The sequence below is a fragment of the Qipengyuania benthica genome, assembly GCF_030717865.1.
GTDB lineage: Bacteria > Pseudomonadota > Alphaproteobacteria > Sphingomonadales > Sphingomonadaceae > Qipengyuania > Qipengyuania benthica.
The window spans coordinates 495001-520856 of sequence record NZ_JAVAIL010000001.1 but is presented as its reverse complement, the minus strand read 5'-3'; the positions used below and the strand labels follow the sequence as shown (position 1 = coordinate 520856).

The 25856-nt window shown below is 62.1% G+C and carries 25 protein-coding genes (1 of these 25 running past the window's edge); 12 read left to right on the top strand and 13 right to left on the bottom strand.

All coding sequences use genetic code 11. The annotated features are described in order from the left end of the window. Positions 1-226: 226 nt before the first annotated feature. Together fixJ and Q9K01_RS02590 are read right to left on the bottom strand one after the other, a co-directional pair. Complete coding sequence (fixJ, locus tag Q9K01_RS02595) at positions 227-850, bottom strand: response regulator FixJ (protein WP_305928642.1); 624 nt, start codon at positions 848-850, stop codon at positions 227-229. Beyond that, complete coding sequence (locus tag Q9K01_RS02590) at positions 840-2342, bottom strand: sensor histidine kinase (RefSeq protein WP_305928641.1); 1503 nt, start codon at positions 2340-2342, stop codon at positions 840-842. The genes fixJ and Q9K01_RS02590 overlap by 11 nt, the downstream gene beginning before the upstream one ends. Positions 2343-2468: 126 nt before the next feature. Here Q9K01_RS02590 and Q9K01_RS02585 point away from each other — a divergent pair, with 126 nt between their 5' ends. The 4 genes from Q9K01_RS02585 to Q9K01_RS02570 are packed head-to-tail and all read left to right on the top strand — an operon-like array spanning position 2469 to position 4389. Next, the gene (locus tag Q9K01_RS02585; protein ID WP_305928640.1) at positions 2469-3158 is read left to right on the top strand and encodes an alternative oxidase; all 690 of its coding nucleotides are present in this window, start codon (positions 2469-2471) and stop codon (positions 3156-3158) included. 25 nt (positions 3159-3183) lie between these two features. Continuing rightward, positions 3184-3552 carry a response regulator transcription factor family protein gene (locus Q9K01_RS02580; RefSeq protein WP_305928639.1) on the top strand — a complete coding sequence of 123 codons (369 nt, stop codon included), beginning with the start codon at positions 3184-3186 and terminating at the stop codon, positions 3550-3552. A 1-nt stretch (position 3553) separates the two neighbouring features. Beyond that, on the top strand, positions 3554-3895 hold the full coding sequence (locus Q9K01_RS02575; RefSeq protein WP_305928638.1) for a TehB family protein: 342 nt from the start codon (positions 3554-3556) through the stop codon (positions 3893-3895). Next, on the top strand, positions 3892-4389 hold the full coding sequence (locus Q9K01_RS02570) for a group III truncated hemoglobin (protein ID WP_305928637.1): 498 nt from the start codon (positions 3892-3894) through the stop codon (positions 4387-4389). Before Q9K01_RS02575 ends, Q9K01_RS02570 begins: the two co-directional genes overlap by 4 nt. A gap of 539 nt (positions 4390-4928) precedes the next feature. Here Q9K01_RS02570 and Q9K01_RS02565 read toward each other — a convergent pair. Continuing rightward, a complete protein-coding gene (locus Q9K01_RS02565; protein WP_305928636.1) occupies positions 4929-5522 on the bottom strand; it encodes a thermonuclease family protein in 594 nt (197 codons plus the stop codon). A gap of 678 nt (positions 5523-6200) precedes the next feature. Here Q9K01_RS02565 and Q9K01_RS02560 point away from each other — a divergent pair. Further along, a complete protein-coding gene (locus Q9K01_RS02560) occupies positions 6201-6557 on the top strand; it encodes a PilZ domain-containing protein (RefSeq protein ID WP_305928635.1) in 357 nt (118 codons plus the stop codon). A 195-nt stretch (positions 6558-6752) separates the two neighbouring features. Here Q9K01_RS02560 and Q9K01_RS02555 read toward each other — a convergent pair whose 3' ends face one another. From Q9K01_RS02555 to Q9K01_RS02545, 3 genes are all read right to left on the bottom strand, one after another. Further along, positions 6753-6971 (bottom strand): hypothetical protein, encoded by a 219-nt coding sequence (locus Q9K01_RS02555; RefSeq protein ID WP_305928634.1) that lies wholly within the window; start codon positions 6969-6971, stop codon positions 6753-6755. Positions 6972-7238: 267 nt separating this feature from the next. Further along, positions 7239-7430 carry a DUF6961 family protein gene (locus Q9K01_RS02550; protein WP_305928633.1) on the bottom strand — a complete coding sequence of 64 codons (192 nt, stop codon included), beginning with the start codon at positions 7428-7430 and terminating at the stop codon, positions 7239-7241. Positions 7431-7443: 13 nt separating this feature from the next. Beyond that, complete coding sequence (locus tag Q9K01_RS02545; RefSeq protein ID WP_305928632.1) at positions 7444-7566, bottom strand: hypothetical protein; 123 nt, start codon at positions 7564-7566, stop codon at positions 7444-7446. 26 nt (positions 7567-7592) lie between these two features. Here Q9K01_RS02545 and Q9K01_RS02540 point away from each other — a divergent pair, with 26 nt between their 5' ends. Beyond that, the gene (locus Q9K01_RS02540) at positions 7593-8432 is read left to right on the top strand and encodes a S1/P1 nuclease (RefSeq protein ID WP_305928631.1); all 840 of its coding nucleotides are present in this window, start codon (positions 7593-7595) and stop codon (positions 8430-8432) included. An 11-nt stretch (positions 8433-8443) separates the two neighbouring features. On the opposite strand, the gene Q9K01_RS02535 is transcribed toward Q9K01_RS02540, so the two are convergent. Further along, positions 8444-9631 (bottom strand): Nramp family divalent metal transporter, encoded by a 1188-nt coding sequence (locus Q9K01_RS02535; protein WP_305928630.1) that lies wholly within the window; start codon positions 9629-9631, stop codon positions 8444-8446. 935 nt (positions 9632-10566) lie between these two features. On the opposite strand from Q9K01_RS02535, the gene Q9K01_RS02530 reads away from it, so the two are divergent. Genes Q9K01_RS02530 through Q9K01_RS02520 form a run of 3 tightly spaced genes read left to right on the top strand, consistent with a single transcriptional unit; the run spans position 10567 to position 12472 of the window. Then, the gene (locus Q9K01_RS02530; protein ID WP_305928629.1) at positions 10567-11145 is read left to right on the top strand and encodes a hypothetical protein; all 579 of its coding nucleotides are present in this window, start codon (positions 10567-10569) and stop codon (positions 11143-11145) included. Further along, positions 11142-11600, top strand: a complete 459-nt coding sequence (locus Q9K01_RS02525; RefSeq protein WP_305928628.1) for a phage holin family protein — start codon at positions 11142-11144, stop codon at positions 11598-11600. Before Q9K01_RS02530 ends, Q9K01_RS02525 begins: the two co-directional genes overlap by 4 nt. Beyond that, positions 11597-12472: a DUF3618 domain-containing protein gene (locus Q9K01_RS02520; RefSeq protein WP_305928627.1), complete on the top strand. Its 876-nt coding sequence runs from the start codon at positions 11597-11599 to the stop codon at positions 12470-12472. The genes Q9K01_RS02525 and Q9K01_RS02520 overlap by 4 nt, the downstream gene beginning before the upstream one ends. A gap of 921 nt (positions 12473-13393) precedes the next feature. On the opposite strand, the gene Q9K01_RS02515 is transcribed toward Q9K01_RS02520, so the two are convergent. Then, complete coding sequence (locus Q9K01_RS02515) at positions 13394-14650, bottom strand: M24 family metallopeptidase (protein WP_305928626.1); 1257 nt, start codon at positions 14648-14650, stop codon at positions 13394-13396. Positions 14651-14941: 291 nt separating this feature from the next. On the opposite strand from Q9K01_RS02515, the gene Q9K01_RS02510 reads away from it, so the two are divergent. Continuing rightward, positions 14942-16006: a class I SAM-dependent methyltransferase gene (locus Q9K01_RS02510; RefSeq protein ID WP_305928625.1), complete on the top strand. Its 1065-nt coding sequence runs from the start codon at positions 14942-14944 to the stop codon at positions 16004-16006. Positions 16007-16220: 214 nt separating this feature from the next. On the opposite strand, the gene Q9K01_RS02505 is transcribed toward Q9K01_RS02510, so the two are convergent. Both Q9K01_RS02505 and Q9K01_RS02500 read right to left on the bottom strand, forming a co-directional pair. Further along, complete coding sequence (locus tag Q9K01_RS02505; RefSeq protein WP_305928624.1) at positions 16221-16811, bottom strand: exopolysaccharide biosynthesis protein; 591 nt, start codon at positions 16809-16811, stop codon at positions 16221-16223. A gap of 102 nt (positions 16812-16913) precedes the next feature. Further along, positions 16914-18035: a serine hydrolase gene (locus tag Q9K01_RS02500; RefSeq protein WP_305928623.1), complete on the bottom strand. Its 1122-nt coding sequence runs from the start codon at positions 18033-18035 to the stop codon at positions 16914-16916. A 266-nt stretch (positions 18036-18301) separates the two neighbouring features. On the opposite strand from Q9K01_RS02500, the gene Q9K01_RS02495 reads away from it, so the two are divergent. Further along, positions 18302-18781 (top strand): hypothetical protein, encoded by a 480-nt coding sequence (locus Q9K01_RS02495; protein WP_305928622.1) that lies wholly within the window; start codon positions 18302-18304, stop codon positions 18779-18781. A gap of 37 nt (positions 18782-18818) precedes the next feature. Here Q9K01_RS02495 and Q9K01_RS02490 read toward each other — a convergent pair whose 3' ends face one another. After that, the gene (locus tag Q9K01_RS02490; RefSeq protein WP_305928621.1) at positions 18819-19532 is read right to left on the bottom strand and encodes a hypothetical protein; all 714 of its coding nucleotides are present in this window, start codon (positions 19530-19532) and stop codon (positions 18819-18821) included. Positions 19533-19652: 120 nt separating this feature from the next. On the opposite strand from Q9K01_RS02490, the gene Q9K01_RS02485 reads away from it, so the two are divergent. Then, entirely contained in the window at positions 19653-21230 is a 1578-nt protein-coding gene (locus tag Q9K01_RS02485) for a L,D-transpeptidase family protein (RefSeq protein WP_305928620.1), read from the top strand. 460 nt (positions 21231-21690) lie between these two features. On the opposite strand, the gene Q9K01_RS02480 is transcribed toward Q9K01_RS02485, so the two are convergent. Both Q9K01_RS02480 and Q9K01_RS02475 read right to left on the bottom strand, forming a co-directional pair. Beyond that, positions 21691-23544 carry a M2 family metallopeptidase gene (locus Q9K01_RS02480; protein ID WP_305928619.1) on the bottom strand — a complete coding sequence of 618 codons (1854 nt, stop codon included), beginning with the start codon at positions 23542-23544 and terminating at the stop codon, positions 21691-21693. A 789-nt stretch (positions 23545-24333) separates the two neighbouring features. Further along, a protein-coding gene (locus tag Q9K01_RS02475) for a M1 family metallopeptidase (protein ID WP_305928618.1) crosses the window boundary here: on the bottom strand, positions 24334-25856 show its 3' portion. 370 nt of this gene lie beyond the right edge of the window; 1523 of the gene's 1893 nt are visible here — the last part of the coding sequence; its start codon lies beyond the right edge, outside the window — the gene reads right to left on this strand; it ends in the stop codon at positions 24334-24336.

The window sequence follows — 25856 nt, the reverse complement described above, 5'->3', positions numbered from 1 at the left end:
CAATTGCCAGCGCCACAGCTAGAGGCGCTGTCGCTGGGAATCATGAGTAAGATGTGAGCAATCGGTGAAATCGGCTCGTGAGAGCGACGCCTGCGGCCACATTCCCATTCTCCCGTGGCGACAACCTACCGGACTTGCGTCCATAGGCTGTACTGGCCGCAATTGGGCCGGTAGCAGAAGGGCCGGTTTTGGCGTGGCGGCTGATCAAGCCGACTAGGAAGGCTAATCAGCTAAACTGTGCGATCGTCATCATTCGTACGAGATCCGAAAGCGTCTTGGCCTGCATCTTCATCATCGCGTTGGCGCGATAGACTTCGACCGTTCGCGGGCTGATTTCGAGATCGAAGGCGATCACCTTGTTGGCCTTGCCGGCCACGAGGCCGTCGACCACCTCGCGCTCTCTTGCCGACAGCAGTTCGATGCGCTCGATCACTTCGTTCCGCTCAGCCTGAAGCTGGTCGTCGCCCGTCTTCTCTGCGAGCGATTTGCGGATCGAGGACAGTATCGTCTCGTCGTCGAACGGCTTCTCGATGAAGTCGGCGGCACCTGCCTTCATGGCCTGGATCGCCAGCGGCACGTCTGCATGCCCGGTGATGACGATGACTGGCACCGCGGCGTCGCGCTGTTTCAGTTTGGCCGCAAGCTCGACGCCGCTGGTGCCAGGCATGCGCACATCGGTGACGACGCAGGCACCTGTCAGCGGCGGCGAGGATTGCAAGAAAGCATCGGCCGACGCGAAAGAGCGCACCCGGATCTCGGCGACGTCTAGCAGGAATTCGAGCGAATGCCGGGCGCCCTCATCATCGTCGATCACATAGACGATCGGATCCTTTGCACTGCTAGTCGCCATCGTACAGTTCCTCACTTGTGACGCGTTGCAAGGTGAAGCCGAACTCCGCACCCCCGCCGGGTGCCTGCTGGGCCCAGATGCGCCCGCCATGCGCCTCGACGATCGTGCGCGAGATCGAAAGACCCACACCCATACCCGTTCGCTTGGTCGTGATGAACGGCTGGAACAGCTTTTCGGCGACGTCGGGATCGATCCCGGGTCCTGTATCGGTCACCACGACAGACGCCATCTCGTTACCGACCGGTTCAATGGCTATCGTCAGCAAGCGCTGCGAGGATGCGGACCCCGCCATGGCATCGACGGCATTGCGAACCAAATTGAGCACGACCTGCTGGATCTGCACCTTGTCCGCCAGTGCGAGGTCGACCTCGGAACTGAACGCGTATTGCACGCGGATGCCGTGTTCCTTGGCTCCCACCAGCGCCAGTGCGCTTGCCTCCTCGACCAGTTTCGGCAGGCTTTCGATCGTTCGCTCGGTCTCGCCGCGGGCCACGAAGTCGCGAAGCCGGCGGATGATCTCGCCTGCGCGCAGGGCCTCGTTGGCGGCGCGATCGACGGCGTCTGCGACGCGTTCCTGGGGTACATCTTCGCGTGCAAGAAGCATCCGACTGCCCTTGAGGTAATTCGCGATCGCCGAGAGCGGCTGATTGATTTCATGCGCGAGTGCCGACGCCATTTCGCCGAGCGCCGTAAGACGCGAGACGTGAACCAACTCGCTCTGCAATTCCTGCAACCTCGCTTCCGCCTGCTGACGTTCGGTCAGGTCGCGGATGAAACCGGTGAAGAAGCGCTGTCCTTCGGCCTTCATCTCGCCCACCGCCAGCTCGAGCGGAAAGGTGGACTCGTCCTTCCGCTCGCCGACGACAACGCGCCCCTTACCGATGATCCGCCGTTCGTCCGTGCGATAGTAGCGCTCCAGATAGCCGTCATGAGCGCTGCGATAGGGATCGGGCATCAGCAGGCTGACATTGCGACCGGCGACTTCATCGGACCGCCAGCCGAACATGCGTTCGGCCGCGAGGCTGAAATCGCGGATCAGACCAGCTTCGTCGATCACCACCATCGCATCGGGCACCGTATCGAGGATCGAGCGCAGATGGGCCTCTCGGCGCGTCAGCGCCGCCGCCGCGGCCTCTGTCTCGGCCCGGGCGTGCTGGAACCATTCTCCCCCCACCGCCACCGCGATCCCGATGAGCACGAATGCCGCCGCTGCGATCAGACTGCCTCCCGCGACCGGGCCGACGAGACTGTCGCACCACAGCCCGGCAGCAGCGCCCGCCAACGCCGCGAAAGCGCCTGCGCGAAGACCGGAAAGCGCACTCGCTACAACGACCCCTGGTACGAAGAAAATAAACGTGGCGCGTTGGCCGAGCTCATCGGCGAATAGCAGTCGCACTGCCACCGCTCCGCCGATCGCCAGCAGCGCGAGCAGCAGCGCCGTCGGAAACGAAAGGCGGGGCAGGAAACGGCTGACGAAACTGGGTCGCCCCACCTCCGGTAAGGCCCTTAGGGAGCTCACAGTAGGGTGATCATCCAAATTTCGCATGTCCGTTCATAGCCGTAGATCAGGGCCAACGGCGGCGCTCCATCCAACGCGCTGCCAAGCGGAGTGAATTCAATGACTGCACCTCTCATCGATTTGGGCGTTCATCACAACCCTCGCGGTCTGTCGGACCGCGTCGCCTTCGGTTTTACCAAGGCCCTGCGCTGGTCTGCCGATACCTTCTTCGCCGAGCGCTACGGCCACCGTGCGGTGGTGCTCGAGACGGTGGCGGCCGTTCCGGGCATGGTCGGAGCGACGATCAACCATCTGGCTTGCCTTCGCCGCATCTGTGACGACAAAGGCTGGATCAAGACGCTCATGGACGAAGCAGAGAACGAGCGGATGCATCTGATGACCTTCATCGAAGTGTCGCAGCCGACCCGCTTCGAGCGCGCGGTGATCATCGGGGTGCAATGGGTGTTCTACCTGTTCTTCTTCGCGCTTTACCTGATCAGCTCGAAGACAGCGCACCGCGTGGTGGGTTATTTCGAGGAAGAAGCCGTCATCAGCTACACGCATTACCTCGCGGAAATCGACGAGGGGCGCAGCCCGAATGTCCCGGCACCCGAGATCGCTAAGAAGTACTGGGGCCTACCCGAGGACGCCACCTTGCGCGACGTGGTGCTGGTGGTCCGGGCTGACGAAGCACACCACCGCGACGTCAACCACGGCTTCGCCAACGAGCTTGCCGGGATCCCGGTGGGCCGGATTGCCGAGTGTCCGCCCCATGTGACGCTCGAGCCCAACTGGAAGAAGGCGGCCTGACTCGGTCGTCGCGGGGGAACTGGGCATGACGGAGCAAAACGCCATCCTGCTGTTCGTCGAGGATCGGCCGCTCCTGTCTTCGCTCCAGTTCTCTCTGGCGATCGAAGGCTTCGAGGTCGTCGACGGGACGGCAGGCGAGGCAGAGGCATTTCATCCCTCGCTCGCCGCCGCCCTAGTCATCGACCAGAGCTACCTCGAGGATGGACTGGCGGCGCTTCGCAGCCTGCGACTGCAGGGCTGCGAGTTGCCGGCGATCACTCTTGCCACCAATCCGACGGTCTCGCTGCGTGCCAGCGCCGCGGCACTCGGCGCCGAGTTGATCGAGAAGCCGCTTATGGGCGACGATCTCAGCTATGCGATCCGCGCCCTGCTCGAAAACCGAAAGGCCGCCTGACATGAACGCCGATCTCGTGCGAAACCTCGAAACCTACAAGCGGACGGCCACGTTCACGCAAGACACCATACCGGCTGGATTGCTCGCCGACCATTCAACCAAGGAGGGGGTCTGGGGTCTGATTCACCTAGAAGAGGGGAAGCTGCGGTATCTTGTGACCGATCCCCGCCGCGCTCCGACCGACGAGATCCTCACGACCGAGACTGCACCCGGCGTCGTCGAACCTACGATCCTCCACCGGGTGGAGCCGATCGGGCCGGTGAAGTTCCATGTCGAATTCCTGCGCCGTCCGCAGCACGAAAGCCAGCAGGCTAATCCTGCTCATAGAGGGAATACGGTATGACAGGAGCCCTCCACAACGAGAGGACGGCCGCCGAAGCCCGCGCCTACGCACAGCAGAAAAGAGCCGAGAAGCGCACCGCGGCAGAGGAAATCGGCGTCGATGCAGAATTCATCGACCGGTTGGTCGAGGGTTTCTACGGCAGGATCCGCGAGGACGCCCTGCTCGGACCGATCTTCGCCCAGCACATCGCCGATTGGCCACCGCACCTCTCGCGGATGAAGGCCTTCTGGCGTTCGGTGCTGCACAACAGCGGCGAGTTTTCCGGCAATCCCATGCTCAAGCACCTCGCGATTCCGGACTTGGGATTCAGGCACTTCGCGCACTGGCTTGATCTATTCTACGAGACGCTGCGGGACCTTCAAAGCCAGAGTGCGGCAACCGAGCTGATCGGTGGCAGGGCGAGGATGATCGCCGACAGCCTGTTGACGGCAATTACGATCCGCCGCGACGGCCTGGGCGGAGGTTGCGGAGGCGAGGATTTGCCTCATGTCTGATGTTGGTGCCTTGCATCTTGCCTCTGGACACCGTTAGCCGCACAACGAACGCTGGAACGCGTTCTCCGCGGGCATACGCTCAGTATTTATTGATCGAGCTAGAATATAACGGTTGCGGCGATGCAGAGGGCGACCTGAAGGTTGGGGCGCAGCGGTTGTAGCGAGTGTGGATGCGGCGCCGGTCCCTGAGTTTGCCGAGCATGTTTTTAGTCAGCAGAGATTTTGTTGAACACGCCCAGTGGGCTCCACAGGATGAACTGATTTTTGATCCTCGTGCGAACCCATCGCCGCCATTCGAGCTTTGGCGAACCTATGTCTGCTTCCGGGAAGTCGAAGCATGATCGGTAATGAACGAGATTAGGGCGCAAACCAGCCGCTCAGAACCATAACACCATTTATGTGAAGCCTTTAGCGAGGAACGGTCGCGGTCCATAGCTTAGTGAAGTCGGCCATTGGTCGCATTGTTTAATTGGGACCGATTGATTATCGGACCGGCACCATGCGGAAGCCAATCGACAGAGTTCGGGAAGAGCTCTCAGCTAAATCTTGGACCGCCGGTAACCAGCTGCGCGTGCCTCTGTCTCAGAACAGAATATCTCTTCGGCCCGGGTTTCTTCGTAGTATTGCATGCCTGGCAGATGGTAAATCCAATCTCCGCGCCGGCTTCGGTTTCCCTTGATCCTGCAACCGCGGTAACCTTGATCCGCAGCCTGCGAGCGCCCTTGCGGAGAGATTGGCCGGTCCTCCAAGACAACTGGTGCGGCTGCCTCGGCTTTCGCAAGACGATGATGCTCGGGCAGAACGAACTCCGATCGCCAGATGCCCTGCCCTGCCGCCTTTGCACGATGCTCGTGTCCGATGTAGGCGCTGCTGTAGCTGCGATAGGCGGTCGCCCAGCCATATTCCACCATCGTTCCGCCCAGTTCGAGACCGTTCGCATGACAGGTCGCTAACACGCGCCCGTGAGCGTCGTTGCCTTGCTCAAAGCAGGTCACGGTCTGATTCTCGGTCAGCGAGCGCAATTGGGCTGCGGCGGCTTCGCCGCATGCCCATTCTTGCCCGTCACGTGTGCAACTCTGATCAAGCTCCGGAGCATCGATGCCTACCAATCGCACTCGGGTCTCGGCGATCACCAGCGAATCCCCGTCAACCACCCGAGCGGTTCCGGCGACATCCTGCCCGCTGGCGGGAGCCGAAAGGATCAACAGAGCTGCAACGGCAAAGCTTCGCATCCGCGCAGAACTACCGCGAAATGGTGAAGGGTCGGTAAGCCTCCATCGCAGCGATCAAGACTTGAATCCCGGCCCCATCCGCACATCTCGGCTGCCGCAACTCGAGCAGCGCAACCGTCGCTCCACCGCGCCGATCTGCTTGGACCAGTTTCGCCGCTGACACAGCAATGTGATCTTGAGCGGATCGATAATGGCCAAGCGCTTGCAGGCTCTGCAATCTACCCGCAGGGTGTAACCGTGCCTCGTGTAATCCGAGATAGTGTCGGGACGCTTCGAGTTCATGGCTTGCGCCGGATGGACCAGATGAGCGCCGAGCAGGCGGTGATGACGGCAGCGAGAGCCGCAAGCGCGGCCGCTGCGCGTCGCAAATCTTCGGCATGGAATGATGGTCACTTGCCAGCGGTATGGCAGCTATAGGTCGGGACGGCGTGGCGCCAAGGGTCGCCTAAGCTCAAGATATATATATGCTAATTTTGGCACCCAAATGTCCCCCTCGCATTGAAGTCCCGCAAGGGCGCAATGAATTGTCACCTCCCGTCCGATTTGTTTCGTCCTTGCACAAAGGGGGAGCCAAGCGCCGTGGCCAGGTCAGCGGACAAGAATATCGGAAGGCGCGAAAAGTCGCGCAAAATCATCTCAGTTCCCGGAAAGATTAGAACGGGTCGGGGTGTTCCGCACCACGTAGCAATAACCGACCTCTCCGAAGGGGGCTGCCGTGTCATCGATTCGAGCGAATGGATCAAGGAAGGCTCTAGCGTGTCCATCCGCGTCGGCAGACTTGATCCGATCTATGCGACGGTGCGGTGGGCTAAAAAAGGAGAGATCGGCCTTGAGTTTCACCAGCCGCTTTACGGTCCAGTGTTCGAGAATATCAGAACGATTCTAGCGGGGGCAGAAGAGGCGCCCGAACGACGCAGTTTGATGCGTCCGGTGTAGCGTGCATCCTTTTGACGTTTGGGCCCGCCATGCTCCATATAGCGAATAGCGCGTCGCCAGCTCGACTTTGTCAGTGACTTTTAGCGCCGGGGCTACGATCTCCGCATTCGATGCCCGAGATGCGCGCGAGCTCTAGATCCATAAAAAAGAGGCAGAGAGTCGCCCCTCCGCCCCTGATTTCGTTAGCGCGTAAGCTTACGGGCTGACCGCCAGGTCATCGTCATCATCTTCAGTGATGAGAATGAATGCGCCAATAAGGGCAAGTCCAGAGACAACCGCGAAAAGGAGTGTCGAACCTCCGCCCATTTCGCTTTCATCAGCGATCGGAGCCGAAAGACGCTCGGTAGCGGCAACCGGCGCAGCGATCATCGCAGCGGCGGCGGCAGCACCAAGAAATGTTGCAGCCTTTTTCATATTGGACCTCCAAGGATTGCGTTAAAATGACGGTTTCTTAACGGTCGCGACACGCATCGCTCGGCCCTTCCGCCTAGACCTTGGCGACTTGTCAGGGTTCTAGCACGATTAGATCACGCCGGAACTGTGTTCTGTGAAAACTCACGGAGCTGCGACGAATGCTGTTTTTGCTCACGCGTTGCCAAAGCTGCGGGCATAATGGCCGTGATGGAGGCCAGAGAGGGCATGGTGACCATCGCCCATTTGCCGACAGACAGACCCTCAGGTTCAATCTGGCGGTTTTGAACGCTCGCCGATCTGCTCGTAGCTGCGAGCCACCCGCTCCCAAAGTGCGACTGCCTGGGTTGAGCCCTCTGCTTCGAAGTGGATAATCCGCTCGGCGATGAAAGAGGCACCAAGCTCTCCGTGCGTCCGCTCCACCCACAGCGCCAAAGCCCAGATTTCTTGCTTCCGGGTCACCGCCATTGCAAGATCATCCGCGGAACAGAAACAGCAGCAAGCCACCAGCCGAGAAGATCATGAGAACGCCGAGCAGCGTCGCTTCCAGCGAGGCTCGGCGCTCTTCTTTCGGATCGTGTGGCTCCCAGTCCTTCATCTCCGCGACATTGTCATCTGGCGGTGGTGAATGGCAAGCCCAGTCGAGGAGTTGAGATGACCTACAAAGCCGTCCTGATCGCCGCTACCGTCGCCGCATCGCTACCCTCCCCTGCTGCCGCATGGGGTCAGTTGGGCCATCGCGTCATCGGTGAGATTGCCGACGAGCGGACCAGCGGCAAGACCCGTGCCGAGATCGAGCTTATTCTTGGTGAAGAAGATCTGGCCGAAGCTTCGACCTGGGCCGATGAAGAGCGCTCCAACCCGGCTGTGTTCTGGCAGCGCGAAGCCGGCCCCTATCATTATGTGACGGTGCCCGAAGGTCAGACCTACGCCGAAGTTGGCGCACCGGAAGAGGGCGACGCCTTGAGCGCGCTGGACCGGTTCGTTGCCACGATCCGCGACCCCGATGCCTCTCGCGAGGACAAGGCTCTCGCGCTGCGCTTCATCGTCCACATCGTCGGCGACGTTCACCAGCCGCTGCATGCCGGCAGTGGAGACGATCGCGGCGGCAACGATGTGAAGGTGCGCTGGTTCGGCGACAACACCAATCTGCACTCGGTCTGGGACAGCAAGATGATCGAAGGACAGAACCTGTCCTACACCGAGTATGCCACCTGGCTGAACCGCCAGATCGAGCCCATCGAGACGATCGCCTGGTGGGATGCGAACCCGCAGGTCTGGATCGGCGAGAGCACCCGGATCCGCGACACGATCTATCCTGCCGCTGATGAAGAGGTGCCGAACCTCGGCTACGCCTATCAATATGAGCATCTCGGAACGGCCGAGAAGCGCATGCAACAAGCCGGTGTCAGGCTTGCAGCGTATCTGGACTGGTTGTTTGGCGTAGCCGTGCTTCCCGGGTAAACGCGCGCCCTTCAACCTCTCAAAAACGACCAGATCTGCTGCGCACACAAAATGAGAAACAGCAATGCGGCCGCGCTCAGAACTGTGTTCGACAACCAGCCGTTCCGATCGGCGGACGGCACTCGCTTCGAGTTCAGCAGCAGCAGCAGGGTCACTGCGAGGAACGGCATAAAGAACGCGCCTACGACGCCATAGACGATGACGAGGAGGAACGGCTCCTCGAAGAACAGCAGCGTCATCGGCGGAAAGGTGAGCCACACCAGATAGGCGCGGAACGGCCATTCGCGATCGGGACGCGAGCTACGCTCGCTGCGTCCGCGAACATGTTCCACGAAGTCGGAGAAGAGCAGGCTGACACCGTGCCATACGCCGAACAGGGACGACATCGCGGTCGCGGCAAACCCGAGGAGAAACGCCAGCGCGATCGGCCGCCCGAACCGTGCTTCCAGCACATCGGTCAGGTTGAGCAATCCCCGGTCACCAGCCGCAAGTGCGATCTGAGCGCTGTGCAAGAGCTCCGCCCCTACGATCAACATCGAGACGACGAAAATCCCGGTCATCGTATAGGCGACGTAATTGTCCAGCCGCATCATCGGAATCCACGTCGGACCGTGCCAGCCCTTGGTGTTCACCCAATAGCCGTAGGCGGCGGTGGTTATCGTCCCACCGACACCGCCGATCAGTCCGAGCGTGAAGAAGATCGAACCCTCCGGCAGTGAGGGGACCAGGCCACCGACCACATCGCCGAAGCGCGGGGCCACCAGAATGGCGAGGCCCGCCATGACCACGAACATGATCGCGACGAGCACCTTCATCACCCGCTCGAAGGTCTCGTATCTGTTGAGCGCGACGAACAGGAAGCTGGTCACCCCGGCGACGACCGCCCACGCCGGGAGTGGCAGGATCGGAAACAGTGCAGCGAGCGGCAAGGCTGTCGCACTCATCGCCGTCGCGCCGTAGATGAAGCCCCAGATGAGAATGTAGATCCCGAAGTACCAGCTCGTCCATGCGCCAAGGGAGCGCCAGCCTTCGAAGATCGTCGTTTCGGTCGAAAGGTGGTAGCGCGCGGCCCCCTCGGACAGCGCAATCTTCACGATACATCCGAGCAGGGCCGCCCAGAGCAAGGCATAGCCGAAGCGCGAGCCTGCAATAAGCGTCGCGACCAGGTCGCCGGCACCAACGCCGGTCGCGGCGGCCACGATCCCGGGCCCGATGAGCTTCCAGCGCGCAGAACGCGCTGGAAGCTCAGTGGGCGGACGGTCCGACGTCTCGACGCGAGCCTCGCTATGCGCTGGCGAGCGCAGTTCTCTATCGGACATCCGTAAACTCCAAAGGGCTATCCTGAGCTTGAAGCTGTTGCAGCCTCCCTCGGCAAGCTATCGTTGCCGTAAATTACCCGCCGATCCAGCGCCGGTACGCGCCCCCAAAGATCGAGAGCCGCGTCCCTCCCATGGAGTAGTTTCGCTCGCGCACTATTGCGCCCAATATCGTCCGCAGCGGGACCGTACGAGGTGGGAGGCCGATGAGTCCAGGGTGGGTCTACAACATCCTACAAAACCCCATCTATGTCAGAAAAATACGCGGGCACTATCAGGTTCGATAGACCTACACCCAAAGGCTTGAACCCTGTGGATACGAAGATCGGAGCGGCGGGAATGACCGGAGTTGGGCCGGTAGCGGACAGGCAATTCCTGGCTGGGGGACGGGGCAAAGCTGCAGGTCGGCTTTCAGTTCACCGCCCCGATGCATTCCATGGCTGCAACTGGGGTGGAAAGCTTCCGGTCCGCTTTCAGGAGGCTAAAGCGAGAAAGCAAACCTTGAGGCGACCAGCAGGGTTGGCAGCTACGCGCCCAATTTCGAACATTCGTGACTGTAATCATATCGCGCGAAAGTCGAAATTGCATGCGATTGTGCGAAACCGAGACCATGCAGTTTGGCTTGAGGCGAAGCAGGTTCATCGCTGGGGAGAATGATCGATTGCGAATTCTGCTCGGCAAACATTTGTCATTGAAATCATTCCCGCTTTGCGGGTCATCCCAACTACGCCGCGTCTCGGCGCGAGACCCGTCACTTTGCCGGAACTTTGGACCGCTCCTGCGTTGGTTAGGGAATTGCAACCAGACAGGAGATGACCATGACTACAGCCGAAACAACCCGTTCCGGCGTGTCGTCGTCGGGCGCTTCCGGTTCTCTGAATAAGGAGGAGCTGAAGGCCGATGCCGATCGATTAAAGGACACCGCCCAGGGTCGCGTGAGCGACGAGGCGAAGAAGCGTAAATCGCAGGCGACGCAAACCGCTCGTTCTGCCTCCGACGCGCTTGAAAAAGCTGCGGGCGAACTGGAGCGCGACGAGAACGCACCGGGCTGGCTCAGCTCTGCGTTTCGCGAGACCGCCAAAAGCGTCGAGCGCTTCGCCGGAAGCGTCGATGGCCGCAGCCCGGAACAGATCGGCCGCGAGGCATCGCGCTTCGCGCGCCAACATCCCGGCAGCTTCCTTGCTGCTTCTGCCGCCGCAGGCTTCGCCGCAGCGCGGTTCCTGCGCGCCGGAGCCGATTACCGCGAGCATCATCCCCAGGATGGCTCCAGCAGCAGTGGCTCTGAAAACATGACCGGCGGCAGCCGCTCCGGCGAGATGGCCGAGGGACGCTTCGCCAGCGAAGCCTACGCCACTCAGCGGGGCTTCGGCAAAACCCAGGGAGGTATGGTGCGATGAACGAGCAGAGCAAGATAACCGCTGCACCCGGAGAGGAACTGCGCGACCCGCATCCGCATGACGAGAACGTCGTCGACCTCATCAGCAAGCTGACCCGCCAGGGTGCCCACTTGGCCGAGGAGCAGGTCAGTCTGATGCAAGCCGAAGTGCGCGAGACCGCCCACGACACCAAGCAGGCAGTCGGCGCCTATGCCGGTGCCGCAGTTGTCGGCATCGCAGGTCTCGGCGTGACCCTGATGGGGTTGGCCTATCTGGTCAGCGAATGGGTCGAAAGCCTTTGGGGCGGAACCCTAATCGTCGGTGTCCTCACGCTGGTCATTGCCGCCATCCTTTATTCTAGCGGCAAGTCGAAGATAAGCGCCACCAGCCTCAAACCCGAACGTTCTATCCGGACCGCCGAAGACACGCCCGACGCTGTGACCGGAAACATGTCCACCAAAAGGAGGACCCTATGACCCAGACCGACACACGAAACCCGGCTGAAATCGAAGCCGAAATCCGCCGCACCCAAAGCGATATGAGCCGCACGGCCGGTCGCATCGGTGAGCAGATGAGCCCGAGCAACCTGCTCGATGCCGTAATGGTCAAGGCCGATGAGAATGGGATTGATGCCCGTTATCTGCTCGACACCGCGCGGCGCAATCCGCTTGCGCTCGGGATGATCGCCATCGGCGGCCTTTGGCTGGTTAGCGATAGTGATGCGCGCGCCAAGACGCTGACCGACCAGTTCGGCGGCGGCGAGCCTGCCCCTGGCGATGAATGGGATCATTCCCACCATCAGGGCTTTGTTTCGCATATGGCCAAGGTTGAGCCCCGTGCCGATGAAGATCACGAGACGTATCGTTGGCGGCGCGATTGTGCCCGTGCCAGCTATCTGATGATCGAGCAGCGGCACGACGAGGATGAAAGCAGCTTCCGCAAGCGGCTCGACGAAGCGACCGACCAAATGCGCGATCAGCGCGATCAGGTGGCGCAGAAGGCTCGCGAACTGGGCAGCAAGTCACGCCGGACCGCCAAGGGTCTCGCCGGAAAAACAGAGCGCCTCTACGAAGAAAACCCCCTTCTCGGCGGCCTCGCGGCAGCCATGGTGGGGGCCGTCGCAGGCGCCGCTTTCCCCGCCACCCGGTTCGAGGAAGAGCAGCTGGGCGAGTATGGCAGCGAAGCCATCGATGCCGCCGAAGATGAGGCCCGGCAGGCAGGGCAGAAAGTGCGCGATAAGAAGGACGAAATGGTCGATCAGGCTGATCAGAAAATGAAGCAGTCCGATCGCTCAGACGGCACGGATGAGGCAAGCTCCACTCGCACTCGCACTTTTGAAACCACCTGAGCCGCTTAGAGGAGAAAGCGCGGCCGTGGCGAAGTAATGCCAGCGTGGTGCGCCCCCAACGCAACGAACCGAACGACAACCGGTCGCAAGACGTCGGCCAAAACGTAAGCCTCCCTTTTGGTGAGCAATCAGAATCCCCGCGCCGTCGTGGTGCGGGGATTATGCTGCCAGCCTCAGTCGTCGCGACGCCTTGGAGTAATTTTGGCTCCTTCCGTTCCGAAAGACGGCTAAAAGGGGTGGGCTGAACTAACGGCAGGTTCCGGGAAGCAGAAGCGTCCGGCCAATGGCCGCTATTGGGTCGTAAGCTGCCATGCAGCTTTTGGCACAGAATCGCAGAAAGCCGCCAGTCCGCTTTCGGTGAACAGCGACCGAGGCGCGAACGTCCGAAATTGGGGTGGAGCGCGGAATGTCGCTTATTCTGATCGCAGTTCGGTTATCGTGCGGTGCTGAGACTTAAGGACGATTGATATGCAAAGACTACGAAAAGCCACGACTAATACAAGCCAGCTATCTGTTTAAGATTTAGCGAACCAAAATGTGATAAACGCAACCGTTGCAAGAATAGCTTCTGACGCTGCCTTCTGAATACTTCTGCCACAATCACGGCATTCAAAAGGCTTTCTCGTGCCGAACATGGCTGCTTGCAGTGCGCTGACCCTTGTCCCGCATTGAGGGCATCGCCCCCGTCGTGGTTTTTCGGTCATTCAGTACCTCGAACCCCTCGCATCCTCGATCCGTTGAGATTGGGCAAGGTCACATGATTTTCATTTCAAAACAATCAATTCTAGGGCCGCTTCTGGGCCGATTGCTGACTGTCTGCTTTCCGGCGAGCAAGCTATGGAGGCGGCCATTCCTACGATACTCACCCCGCGTCCGGTCGGCCTACTTTTCAGGACGAGGAGCAGGAAAAAGATTTCTGGCTTAGATTGGATTTTCGATCGAAGCGGCGGGCTGGCTGAACCAGTTGGGTCCGCTTTCGGTCATATAGATGCAGTCCTCCAGCCGAACACCGAACCGGCCCGGTAGGTAGATGCCAGGCTCGTTTGAGAAACACATGCCAGGAGCCAACGGAGTTTCCTCTCCTCGCACCAGATTGATCGGTTCGTGCCCGTCCATGCCGATGCCGTGGCCGGTGCGGTGGGAGAGACCAGGCAGCGTGTAGCCGGGACCGTAGCCCATGCTATCGTAAAAGGCGCGAACCGCATCGTCCACGCGGCCCGCGGGCCTGCCGATCTGCGCCTCGTCGAACACAATGCCTTGTCCGCGTGCTGCGGTCTCCCACACGCGCGCCACGTCTGCGCGGACCGATCCGTAAGAAAAGGTGCGCGAGACATCGCTTTCGTAGCCGTGGACTGCACAGCCGCAATCCATCAGCAGCACCTCGCCGTCGGCAATGCTATGGACCTGCCGCGAGCCGTGGGGATAGGCGGACGCCTCGCCCACCAGCGCGAGCGAGAATTGCGGTGTGCCGCCCAGCGCCCGCGTCGCACCGCTCATCAGTGCAGAAATCTGCGCACCAGTCATTCCGGCCTCGACGCGCGGCCAGGTCCAGCGATAGGCCGCCATCGTCACGTCGGTTGCGAGCTGCATCAAAGCGATTTCCGACGCGCTCTTGTGCATCCGCAGCGTGCGCACCACCGGATCGGCGGACACCGTGCGCATCTGCGGCAGGCGGGCCACCAGACCGTCGGCCACGAAGAAGCGCGCGGTCTCCTCGATCCCCAGCAGCCCGCTTGCAAGGTCGCGCTCGTGCAGCCAGTCGGCGATCAGCGCCAGCGGGCTTTCGTCTTCCTGCCAGACGCGCAGCTGGGCCGGAATATCCAGCGTCTCGCGCACGGAGGGTTCTTCGAAGAACGGCGTCACGATCAGCGGCTCACCCTCGCGAGGCAGGACCGCGCCTGTCACGCGCTCGCTGCGGCCCCACTCGACGCCGGTGAAATAGGTCAGCGAGGCGCCCGGTTCGATTACTACGGCGGCAATGTCGTTCGCTTCCATCAGCGCCTGCGCACGGGCGATCCGCTCCAGCCGTTCCGCTGAGGTGATGGGCTTGGCCGCGCCGGTCATGTCCGACAGCTGCGACAGATCGGACTGTGCGGCGCGCAGGATCGGCGCGTAGGCGAGCGCGGGAATGGCGAGCGAGGCGCTAAGAACGGCGCGTCGGGAAGCGGTGAAGATCATGCCTGCCGGATGGCCGGTTCATCCGCACTGCGCAACCGGCAACCGCGGCGAAGGTCCGGACTTCGGTCGGCTCCGGACGTTCTGCTTTGAAGCTGCAGGCGCGCTCAGCTGCCGTTGGGCGAACAGGTGAGAGCAGAGCATCTGGGGGCCAACGGCCTCCTTGACAGCAAGACGATTGAGGCAGAACCTACAGCGCTTCAGACAAACTAAAACGGCAAGTCTCGGGTCGCTCTCGATGGTGGCTGGCATGGATGCCCGCGGCACATCATCACTGCCAGGCGGAGCGCCATCATGAACGAACCAGATCCAGACACACTCAACCAACTCGTAGGCAAGATGCTCGGGGACTTGGGAGGTGCCTTCAGTGTGCCGACCGTCCGTATCGGGATGAGGCTGGGCCTCTTCAACTCTCTTCACTCGGATGGACCAGCAACAGCAGCAGAGCTGGCCGGGAGGCTAGGGCTGGCGGAGAGATATGTCCGCGAGTGGGCGATGGCGCAGACAGTCAATGGCTACATCCAGTTCGCCCCCGCGACCGAGCAGTTCAGCCTCTCACCTGAGCAGGCGATGGTGTTCGCGATCAAGGACAGCCCGGTCTATCTGGAAGGAGCCTTCGAACTGGCGGCTGCTATGATCGAAGGCGAGCCAAAGGTCGAGCAAGGCTTCCGAACCGGAGAGGGGGTTGCCTGGGGCGAAAGCGCAGGATGCCTCTTCTGTGCGGTGGGTGCGTTCTTTCGACCCGGCTACGTCAACGGCATTGTCCAGGCTTGGCTTCCTGCCCTCAATGGCATGATGCCGCGACTGAAGGCGGGAGCAAAGATCGCCGACGTCGGTTGCGGCGTCGGCTTTTCTACATTGGTCATGGCCGAGGCTTTCCCGAACAGCCAATTTATCGGCTACGATTTCCACGAACCGTCGATCGAGCAGGCGACGGCCCATGCGGCAGCTCACGGACTGAGTGACAGGGTCAGCTTCAAGACAGCACCCGCCAAGCAGATCGCAGAAACCGACTTCGACCTGATCACCATGTTCGATTGTCTGCACGACATGGGCGATCCTCGCGGCTGCGCAGAGCACATGCGGCAGCTGCTGAAGGAGGACGGCTCCTGGATGATAGTGGAGCCGATCGCAGGAAACAGCCCGGGCGAGAACATCGGCAACCCGGTCAGTCGCCTCTACTACAATGCCTCGACCATGATCTGTGTGCCAACCTCACTGGCACAGGAGGTCGGAGAGGCGGTAGGCGCACAAGCAGGTCAGGAGAAGCTGACACAGCTTCTAACGGGAGCCGGGTTTGGAAGCGTGCGGAGGGCCACCGAAGGCCCCTTCAACATGGTCCTCGAAGCGCGCCTATAGCAACCCTTGAGATGGAGGCAGCTTCTGGGCCGTTAGCTGCCAGTCCGCTATTCGGGAGCCGAGTTCGAAAACTGCCGCTGGCGGACACACCGATTTTGGCAAAGCTGCCGGCAGTTCTTCGCATACAAGAGCAGCGCCACACCTTCAGGGTTCGAGCATTCGACTAGCCGCTAATATCGCTGCGTCACATGCTGAAGGGAGGGCTTATGGCTCATCAGATGCTCGGGCCGAATTGCCAAACTGCGACCGGCAGGGCGAGCAGCAGTGCAAGCGAGACAAGCACCAGCGCACCGTCGCGCGTGAGAAGCGCCGCGGCGAACAGCGCGATCACGGCAGACGCGATCGAACCCGATGTCGGGATGGCTTCGAGTAGCGGCATGACCATGGTGAGCGCCAGGATTAGCACGAGCGGCAGCAGGATCCACGGCCGGTGGAGCAGGAAGGTGAATCGCGGACGCAGGAACCGCTCGACGAAATGCACGGGCTTGCGAAGCCAGCCGACCCCCTTGCACAGCTTGGCGGTCGACATCGAGCGCCGGACCACGAAGCCGGGCAACCACACGCATTTGCGTCCGATGATCAGCTGAACGGCGAGGATGAAGACGAGAAACGCAACGGTCGCGGTGATGCCGGGGATGCCGCTCGCCGGCGAAGTCGAGATCAGCGCGAAGACCAGCATCAAGGAGGCGAAGGACTTGCGACCCAGATGCTCGACAACCTCACCCACTCGTATGCTCTCGCCTCCGGCCACGCTTTCCAGCTGATCGAGGACATCGCTCAACGCCCGTGTACGCTCGCTCGGCATTCGCCACTCCTTCGCAGCTCTAACGGGGCACCCCATCGGCCCGTTCCTTGCCAGAGCTGTGCTCGTCCCGCCGGAGCCGTCTTCAGACCGCATCTCGTGGCATCACTGGTCCGTAGCCCGGTGGTAGGCGACCGCCGCCTCGACCGCGGCCTGCATCAATCGCCTGCGTTCGGCGCGCGGGCGGCTGGTTCGGCCGATCAGCACCGCGACCGCATAGGTTTGCCCGTCGGGCGCGCTGATCAGACCGACGTCGTTGTAACCGGTCTGCGTGCCTTCGAGGATCTGCCCGGTGCCCGTCTTGTGCGCGATCGACCAGCTCGCGGGCACTCCGCCGCCCAGTCGCCGTTCCCCCGTGGCCGATCTTGCCATCAGCTCGAGCAAGCGGCGGGTTGTTGACGGCGAGAGGAGTTGCCCCTTCTCCAGCCTGGCCAGCGCATGCACGATACCGATCGGCTTTGCCCCGTCCATTGGCTCGTCCAGATAGTCCTTGAAAGCCGCGCGGCGCTCTTCGAGCGGCACTTCGGCGCGCGCGTTGATGAAGGCGGGTCCGATGGAATACTCGGGCTTCCATTCGAGCCCGGCGATCTCGCTCTGCAATTCCCGTTCTCCCGGCCCGAACCTGATCCCGCCGAGGTCCTTTTGCGCCAGCGTCCGACGCACCGCATCGGGTCCGCCGGCGCGGCGCAGCAGGAAGTCGTTCGCCGTGTTGTCGCTGCGCACGATCGCCCGCTCCAGCAGGTCGCCAAGAGTGGTCGTGTAGCCGTCGTTGCGCAGCACGAGCGTGCGGACCGGCTGGTAGAATACTGTCAGATCGTCGCGCTCCAGCGTGACTTCTTCCGACAGATCCAGCCAGCCGTTGTCCACCTGATCGAGCACGGTAACCGCCACCCACAGCTTGCTCACGCTTTGCTGCGGGAAGAAATCGTCGCCTCCGAAGTGCGCCGTCCAGCCGCTTGCGAGATCTCGCACCGCAATGCCGAGATGGCCCGCAAAACCATCGCCAAGCTGCCGGATCGTCTCATCCAGCTGCTTTCCCGCCTCGATCTCCGGCGCGCGCGGGGACGGCACGGCGGGCGGCTCCGGTGACGCTTGCTCTGCCTTCGCATTGGCTTCGCGCCCGGTCGCGGTCTTGCCTGCAGCATCGCCGGCGGTGCCAACCGTCGGCTGCGAATCCGGCTTGCCGGACCCATCGCCTTGCGAACATCCGCCGATCAGGATCGGCAAGGCCAAGGCAAGCGGACAAAGCCATTTTCGCGCGGCAGGAAGCGAGGGGCTGGACTTCTTTAGTCGGTCGGGATCGGTGAGTGGATGCAAGGAAACTCGGCAGGTGGTCGGCTTGTCGGCTCGGGCAGCTCAGGCGCTGGCCTATGTGCAGGATGTGCAGTTCGAACCGCCGGCACGGGGCGATGTTCCGGCGTAACCGGCTGCGATATTGGGCAGGAATGGTCGCTTGCGTGAACCATCGCCGTTCTCGTGCTTTGTCTAGACCCATGCCCTATCTGAGAATTACGGCCCCGCTGCTGATCCTCTTGCTCGCCGCCTGCGGGGGCAAAGAAGCCGTTGATCCGGTCGGCACGGCCGAACTCACCGGTCTCTATCTCGGCGATGGCGAGGGCAAGCAGCAGGATCGCATATGCATGGTCAAGGCTCCTTCGGGTGCCGTTCGCTTCGGCATCGTCACTCTGGAACTCGACCGGGCGGCGTGCAGCGGGATCGGCCGCATTGAACAGGGCCGCGTGGAACAATCTGGCGCCGAACTGCGACTAGTCATGGCCGGCGAGGAGGATTGCGTGGTTCCGGCCAGCGTCTCGGGCACCCGGGTCACACTGGCCGCGAGCGTCCCCGAAGGCTGCTCCTATTACTGCGGTCCCGGTGCGATGCTGGCGGGCAAATCCTTCGAGAAGACGCAGGACAGCCTGGAAGGCGCCATGAGCGCCGACGATCTGGTCGGAAATCCGCTCTGCAGGTAAGGGCCCGCTCTGCGGGCAAGAACAGGCGCTATCGGGTCTACAACACCCGGTTGCACGGCGAGCTCGACCCGCGGCCGTCGGCACCCCAACGGCGGTATCCGTTGCTGTCGACGTGGAAGCGCAAGCCGCTGTAGAAACCCAGCCCCGCCTTGTATGCTTCGCCCCGTTCGGCATGGGCGCCGCACAGCTCCGAAATCAGTTCGCCGCGATTAATGTCGCTTGCCGGAACCAGATCCATGGCGAAAAACATGCGGTGGGCTGAGCCCGGCCTTCCACCCGAACACGTGTTCAGTTCCTCGTTGCGAAACGCCGACAAGGCCTCGACCTCTCCCACTGCCGGCACGATTTCGTTCTTCACAAAGGCAAGCGTGTTCACGATGTTCTGCCATTGCTGAACCGGGGCGACCTCGAAGCGCTCGGCAGAACATTCGCGCCACGAGGAGGAGGTGCGCACCAGCTGCCATGTCGGCAGGACGTTCCTTGCGCGTTTCTGCGCGAGGAAGGCCTGAAACGCGAGCACGCGGTCGCGGTTCTGCGGCGATTGAGCGAGCCAGGCGTGATAATCGGCCTTCTCCTGGCCGGGTGCCGTGCTCTGCCCGCTTGCGGCGGTGGTAGCCAGCAGGGCGAGCGCCGCGGCGGTGAGCGATGCGATGTGCTTGAGCATGGGTCTTGCCTCGTAATCCGACAGAATTCTCCTGCCTGCAAAAATGGGTTCTCGACGAAACAACGCATGGAAACCTGCGGGGTTCACGAGAGTGCGCCACGCCGGCGGCGGGCCGGAAAGCAGGTCACGACGAAAATTCTCGGACCGCAGCGGCCTGCAAGGCGTTGAGGGCAAAAGGCTATATGGTCGCAAACAGAAGAAGGTCCAGTGAACAGAAATTTTGCATTAAGCTCGGTCGCAGCGCTGGCGCTGTTGTCGGCCTGCGGGAACGCGGGCGAGGCGACGACACAGGCGAACCGGTCGGAGGCCGGTTCTGAAAACCGGATCGAGGCCGCCGCGATGGTGGAGCCGCAAGCCGTCGGCGAGGCCGATTTGAAAGTGGCGGTTTCCGACGAACGCGTGCGGCAGTTCTATCAAAACCGAAATTGGGCACCGGCCTGGACGAGCGCTACTGCGCCGGGTCTGGTCGAAGCGCTGCGGGGCGCAGGCCGGCACGGGCTGGATCCCGGCGAATTTATCGCTTCGGTTGAGCAGGCGAGCGGTCCCGCCGCGCGCGAAGCCGCTCTGACCGGGGCGGCGCTTGAGCTGGCCGACGCACTGGCCGACGGCAGGGCGAACCCGAACGACCTGTTCACGATCTACACCCTGCCGCGACCGAACTTCGACCTGGTCGGGGGGCTGAGCCAGGCTGTAACCCAGGGGCGCGCGGGCGAATGGATCGAGAGCCTGGCGCCTTCCGACGCGGAATATCGCGCCCTTTCGCAAGCCTATCTGCGCTATGCCAAGCGCGCGGCGGGGAGCGAGGGCAGCACCATCGGAAGCGGCGAGCTGATCCGCGAAGGCGATAGCGATCCGCGCGTGCAGCAGATCGCACAGGTTCTTCGCAGCAACGGCTATCTCGGACAGGGGGAAGGCCGGCGCGATCCCGGCACGCAGCAGCGCTACAACGCCGAACTGGCGCATGCGGTAGAGGAGATGCAGCAGGATTTCGGGATTACCTCGGACGGCGTGGTCGGGCCGGAGACACTGGCAGTCCTCAACACCGGAGCGGAGGAACGCTCGCGCCTGCTCGCGGTGAACATGGAGCGGCGGCGCTGGCTCGAACGCAACCGGCCCGACACCCGCGTCGATGTGAACATCGCGGCCGCTGCGCTGGATTACTATCTAAACGGCGAACACCGCGACCGGCGCGTGGTGGTGGTGGGGCAGCCCGGATGGGAAACGCCGCAGCTCGCGTCGCCGATCTATCGGCTGGTTGCAAATCCAACATGGACAGTTCCCAAATCGATCGAGGAAGAGGAGATACAGCCTCGCGGCCCCGGCTATCTGCGGCGGAACAACATGGTCCGGCGCGACGGATGGGTCGTCCAGCTGCCGGGTCCGGAAAACGCGCTGGGAGTCGTCAAGTTCGACATGAAGAACGAACATGCGATTTATCTTCACGACACCGCGGCCGAGCAGCTGTTCGATCGCAACCAGCGCCACCTCAGCCACGGCTGCATCAGGGTCGAGAACGCCCCCGAATTCGCCCGAATGCTGGCGCGCGAGGCGGGTGTGTCGGGCGAATTCAACCAGGCGCGGGCGAGCGGCGAAGAAACCTTCGTCGATCTCCCGCAGAACATCCCCGTTAGGCTGCTTTATCACACCGCCTTCGTCGAGCCTTCGGGTGAAGTGCGGTTCCGTACCGACCCTTACGGCTGGGACGACCGCGTTGCCGAGGCGCTCGGATACGAACCGCGCCAATCGCCCACATTGCAGACCCACATCAGTGCCGTTGGCCCTTAATGTGCTTGAGCGTGCAGCGCTATTGTTACCCGGTTGAAAGCGTCAGCTGCATGCGCAGGCGTCGGTTATCACCACTTCAATTCGCGTCGCGAACGGCAGCTTCTGGGAGCACGCAGTGTTCATCGGGATGACCGAAATCAGGGCGCGAAGCGGAACTCCTGAGGGTGTTGCACAATCTGCATCCTGTGGACATCATCGACCTGTGGAGCTTCATCTGGGTGGTTGGCGGGTACACTGATCCTGTCTTGCCAGAGGGGGAAGCCTGATAATCTGCGCATGGTTGAAGTACAGTGCTGCCGGGGTCCTGCCGCAAACGCGCGCGATCGTCCGCGCCCCCGTGTCGATCTTCGCCGGCACCCCGGTCGGCCCCAACTCCGACATCGAAACGAGCTCGCGCCAGCCGACGACGGAAGGTTCTTCCCGTTGCCGGCCATGCGCGAGCTCTCTCATCACGAGCGTCTTACCAGCCCGCTTTCTCGCCCTCGTTCTGTTCTTCGAGCCACTCCATCAGCGGGGCGAAGTATTCGAGCATCGGCTTGGCGCTCATCTCGCGGGTGCCGGTGAACGCTTCGAGCGCGTCGGGCCACGGCTCGCTCGCGCCCAGCTCGAGCATGGCGTTGAGGTTCTCGCCCACTTCCTTGTTGCCGTAGAACGAGCAGCGGTGCAGCGGCCCGTCCCATCCCGCCTGCTCGCATGCCGACTTGTAGAACTGGAACTGCAGGATCCGCGCAAGGAAATAGCGCGTGTAGGGCGTGTTCCCAGGGATGTGGTACTTTGCTCCCGCATCGAAGGCATCGACCGGCCGCGTCGCGGGCGGAACGATGCCCTGATATTCCAGCCGCATGTCGGTCCAGGCATTGTTGTATTCTGCGGGGGTGATCGAACCGTCGAACACGCCCCAGCGCCAGCGATCGACCAGCAGGCCGAACGGCAGGAAGGCGACTTTGTCCATCGCCTGGCGCAGAAGCAGGCCGATATCCTTGTCCGCGCTCGGCACCTGGGCCTCCTCGAGCATGTCGATCTGGACCAGGTATTGCGGCGTGATCGACAGCGCGACCATGTCGCCGATCGCCTCGTGGAACCCATCGTTGGCGCCGTTCAGATAGAGATAGGGCTGATCGTTGTAGGCTCGCTGGTAGTAGTTGTGACCCAGCTCGTGGTGGATAGTGATGAAATCGTCCGCGTTGGGCTTGATGCACATCTTGATGCGGAGGTCGTCGACATTGTCGATGTTCCAAGCGCTTGCATGGCATACCACCTCACGGTCCTCGGGTTTCAGGAACATCGAGCGCTCCCAGAACGTCTCAGGCAGCGGTTTGAACCCGAGCGAGGAGAAGAAACCCTCGCCGATATTGACCATTTCCTTGGCGTCGAGATCTTTCGCCGCGATGAGCTCGGTCAAATCATAGCCGATGTCGCCCGCGCCTTCGGGCGCGACCAGCGGATAGATGTTGCCCCACTCCTGCGCCCACATATTGCCGAGCAAATCGGCGCGGATCGGGCCGGTGGCGGGCTGGACGGCATCGCCATATTTCTCGTTGAGTTGGCTGCGGACATACGTGTGGAGCGCCATGTAGAGCGGCTTCACTTCCTGCCACAACCGCTCGGTCTCGGCGGCGAAGGCGTCGGGCTCCATGTCGTAGCCTGACCGCCACATCGCGCCGGTGTCGGGAAAGCCCAGCTCGGTCGCGCCGAGATTGGCGATCTCGACCAGACGGACGTAATCTTCCTTCATCGGCGTGCCGACATTGTCGTGCCAGCTGACCCACATTTCCTTGTATTCCTCGGGCGTGTGCTCGAGGTTGCCCATCTCGGCCTCGATGTCGGAGCCGCTGATCGGCTGACCATTGAGCGTGCCCTTGCCTGCGCCATATTGCGCTTGGAGGTCGGTCGCGATCGTGTTGAGTTCCTCAGCCGCGCCGGGGGTGGTCGGCGCGGGTAGCACGAGGCCGTTGCGCAGGATATTGAGCTTGCGCTCGACATCGGGGGAGAGTCCCTCGACTTGCGCGTATTGGGCCGCAGCGAGCGCGTATTCGACGGACTTTTCGGTACCGAGCGCACCGACCCGCGCGGCCATCGCGTTCGTGTCAGGGGTGATATAGGTCGCGTTGACCCAATAGACCTGGCCCGCCTCGACCGAGTAGTCGAACAGGTCCTTTTCCACTGCATCGACGAAGGCGGCGGCACCCGCGGGAGTCATCGGGAAGCTCGGCCCCGGCTCGGCGGCGACGGGCGCGTCGGAGACGCCCTGCGCCATGGCGGGTGCGGCCAGGGCAATGGCGAGCGCGGACAGCGCGACCGGTGCGAATTTCATAATGGCGTCCTCTCGTTCGATTCTCTCGGGGGGAGTGGGTTGGTAACTTTGACTACCGGATTGCCCCTGAGGCCGCGCTTAATCAAGCTCTTCGGGCTGATTCTCGCCTTCGGCCGGCGCGCCGTGACCCCGCAGACCAACCTATCAGGCCGTGCCCAGCCACTCTGCGAACGCCTCTCCCGGATCGGGCTTGGTCACGGAGCTCATCTGGGTTCCCGGCACCTCGACATACGTCGCCTCGGGAAGCATATCGGCCAACTATTGCGCCGAGCCGTTGTCGCGGACCTCCTCGCTGCAAACCACCAGCGTCGGCATTGTCACACGCTGCAATTCATCGAGCGGCATATTCGTCCATTACCTCTCGCTATTCACCAGCAGGTAAATCCCAGCTCCCGTGATCGATGCAATAAATGAACGGCAGTTATTTTGGGGCACTGTCCGATAGCGGGCGGGCCGTAATCGATAGTCGTGTCCCAAAATCGGGATTTTTAGCCGGCTCCGTCGACGACCGCAATTTGGGGCGCAATTCGGACCGGCAGCAATCGGAGCGGAAGCTGCCCATCCGCTATCGGCGGTGTGAGGCGCATAGCCAACGATGCTTCCAGAGATTCACTCGATCGGAGCTGGAGAGGTTACCACTGCCGAAATCCTCTTGCGAAATCACCGATGTCCGCTCAAGTTTTCCCTCGGAAGAAACGAGGAGCCTTTGACCGGCGGAGCACGCCCGTCAGGAGTTGGCCTGGCTACAGTTCCAGCCACCCGCTACAAATGGGCCGATGCCCTCATCGCTCAGTCCTTGACCTTCAGGACCTGATCGACCTTGCTGCGAGTGTAGGAATGATAAGAGGGCCGGGTGCGGTCATAGATGCGGCGGGCGATCGGAAAGCCCCAATCGCCCTCATCCACGAGCGCCTTGAACAACGGCTCGACAAACTTGTTGCGTCCCACGGTGGAAAGAAAAGCCTCCGCCTGAGCAACCGCGGGATCGTAGCGATTGCGCAGCGCTGCCTCTAGCCACAGGAATTTGATCTCGTTGTTGCCAGTGGTCGACAGGCTCAAAGTCCGGTCCAGCAGCGCCAGCTCTTCGGCCGAAAGCGCTTCGGGCAGGCTGCGCAGGAACCGCATCTGCTCGGCCGCGCTCCAGCCCTGCCATGCTCGTGCGTCGAGGGTGCGATCGGCCAGATAGGCGCGGGCCGCTGCATCGCTTGTGGCGAAGGCCTGCGGATCGGGCCGCTTCACATTGGCCGGAATGCCGGTTCCATAGACCCACTGGTCGAGCATCAGCCGCTGTTCCAGCGCCCGGTCGTCCCCGATGAGATTTGCACGCATGTCAGCCAGGAACATGGCAGAGGTCGCCGGCTCGAAAGCGTGCCGGTCGAACCAGCTACGCAGCCACGGATCGAACCGCTCGCGTCCGACGATGCTCTCCACAGTGTGCAAAAACAGCGCGCCCTTGTCGTAGGTGATTGCGGAATTGTAGTTCAGCGGATCGAGTGCCTCTGGGGTCAGTAGCGTGGTTTCAGGCGCTTGGGTGCCCAACTCTTCCACCGCTTCTATCACTCCGGCATAGCTCAGCGCCCGTTCCTGCGCGGCGCGAGTCTCGCCGAACACCACCTCGGAAATCCGGTTTTCGAGGTAGGAGGTCACGCCTTCATTCAGCCAGCCATCGCGCCAGCTGGCGTAGGTGACCAGATTGCCCGACCAGCTGTGCGCCAACTCGTGCGCCACCAACCCGGTCAGCGAGCGATCCCCGGCGATGAACGTGGGGGTGAGAAAGGTCATAACCGGGTTTTCCATGCCGCCATAGGGGAAGGCAGGAGGCAACACGATCATGTCATAGCGACCCCAACGATACTCGCCGTAGAGTTCCTCGGCGGCATCGATCATCGCCTCGGTATCGACCAGCTCGGCCGCGGCGCGGTCCAAGGTCGCGGGCTCGGCCCATACGCCCGAGCGCGGACCGAGGGCGCGGAAATCAATTTCTCCTGCAGCGATGGCGATGAGATAGGGCGCCACGGGCTTGTCCATCTCGAAGCTAAAGGCACGCCGGCTTCCGCCCGCATCGATCGGCTCCCCTTGCAGGATGCCCGACATCACGACGTCAAGCGGCGCGGGCGCGGTGATCCGCGCCTGCCAGGTCTGGCGGATACCGGGGCTGTCCTGCGTAGGAATCCAGGTGCGGTTATTGATTGCCTGGCCTTGACTGAAGACGAAGGGATGCTCGCCGCCCGCCGTCTGCTCAGGCGCAAGCCATTGCAGCGCATCGGCCTGTGGCGCAGACTTGTAATCGATCGTGATACGACGCGCCTCGC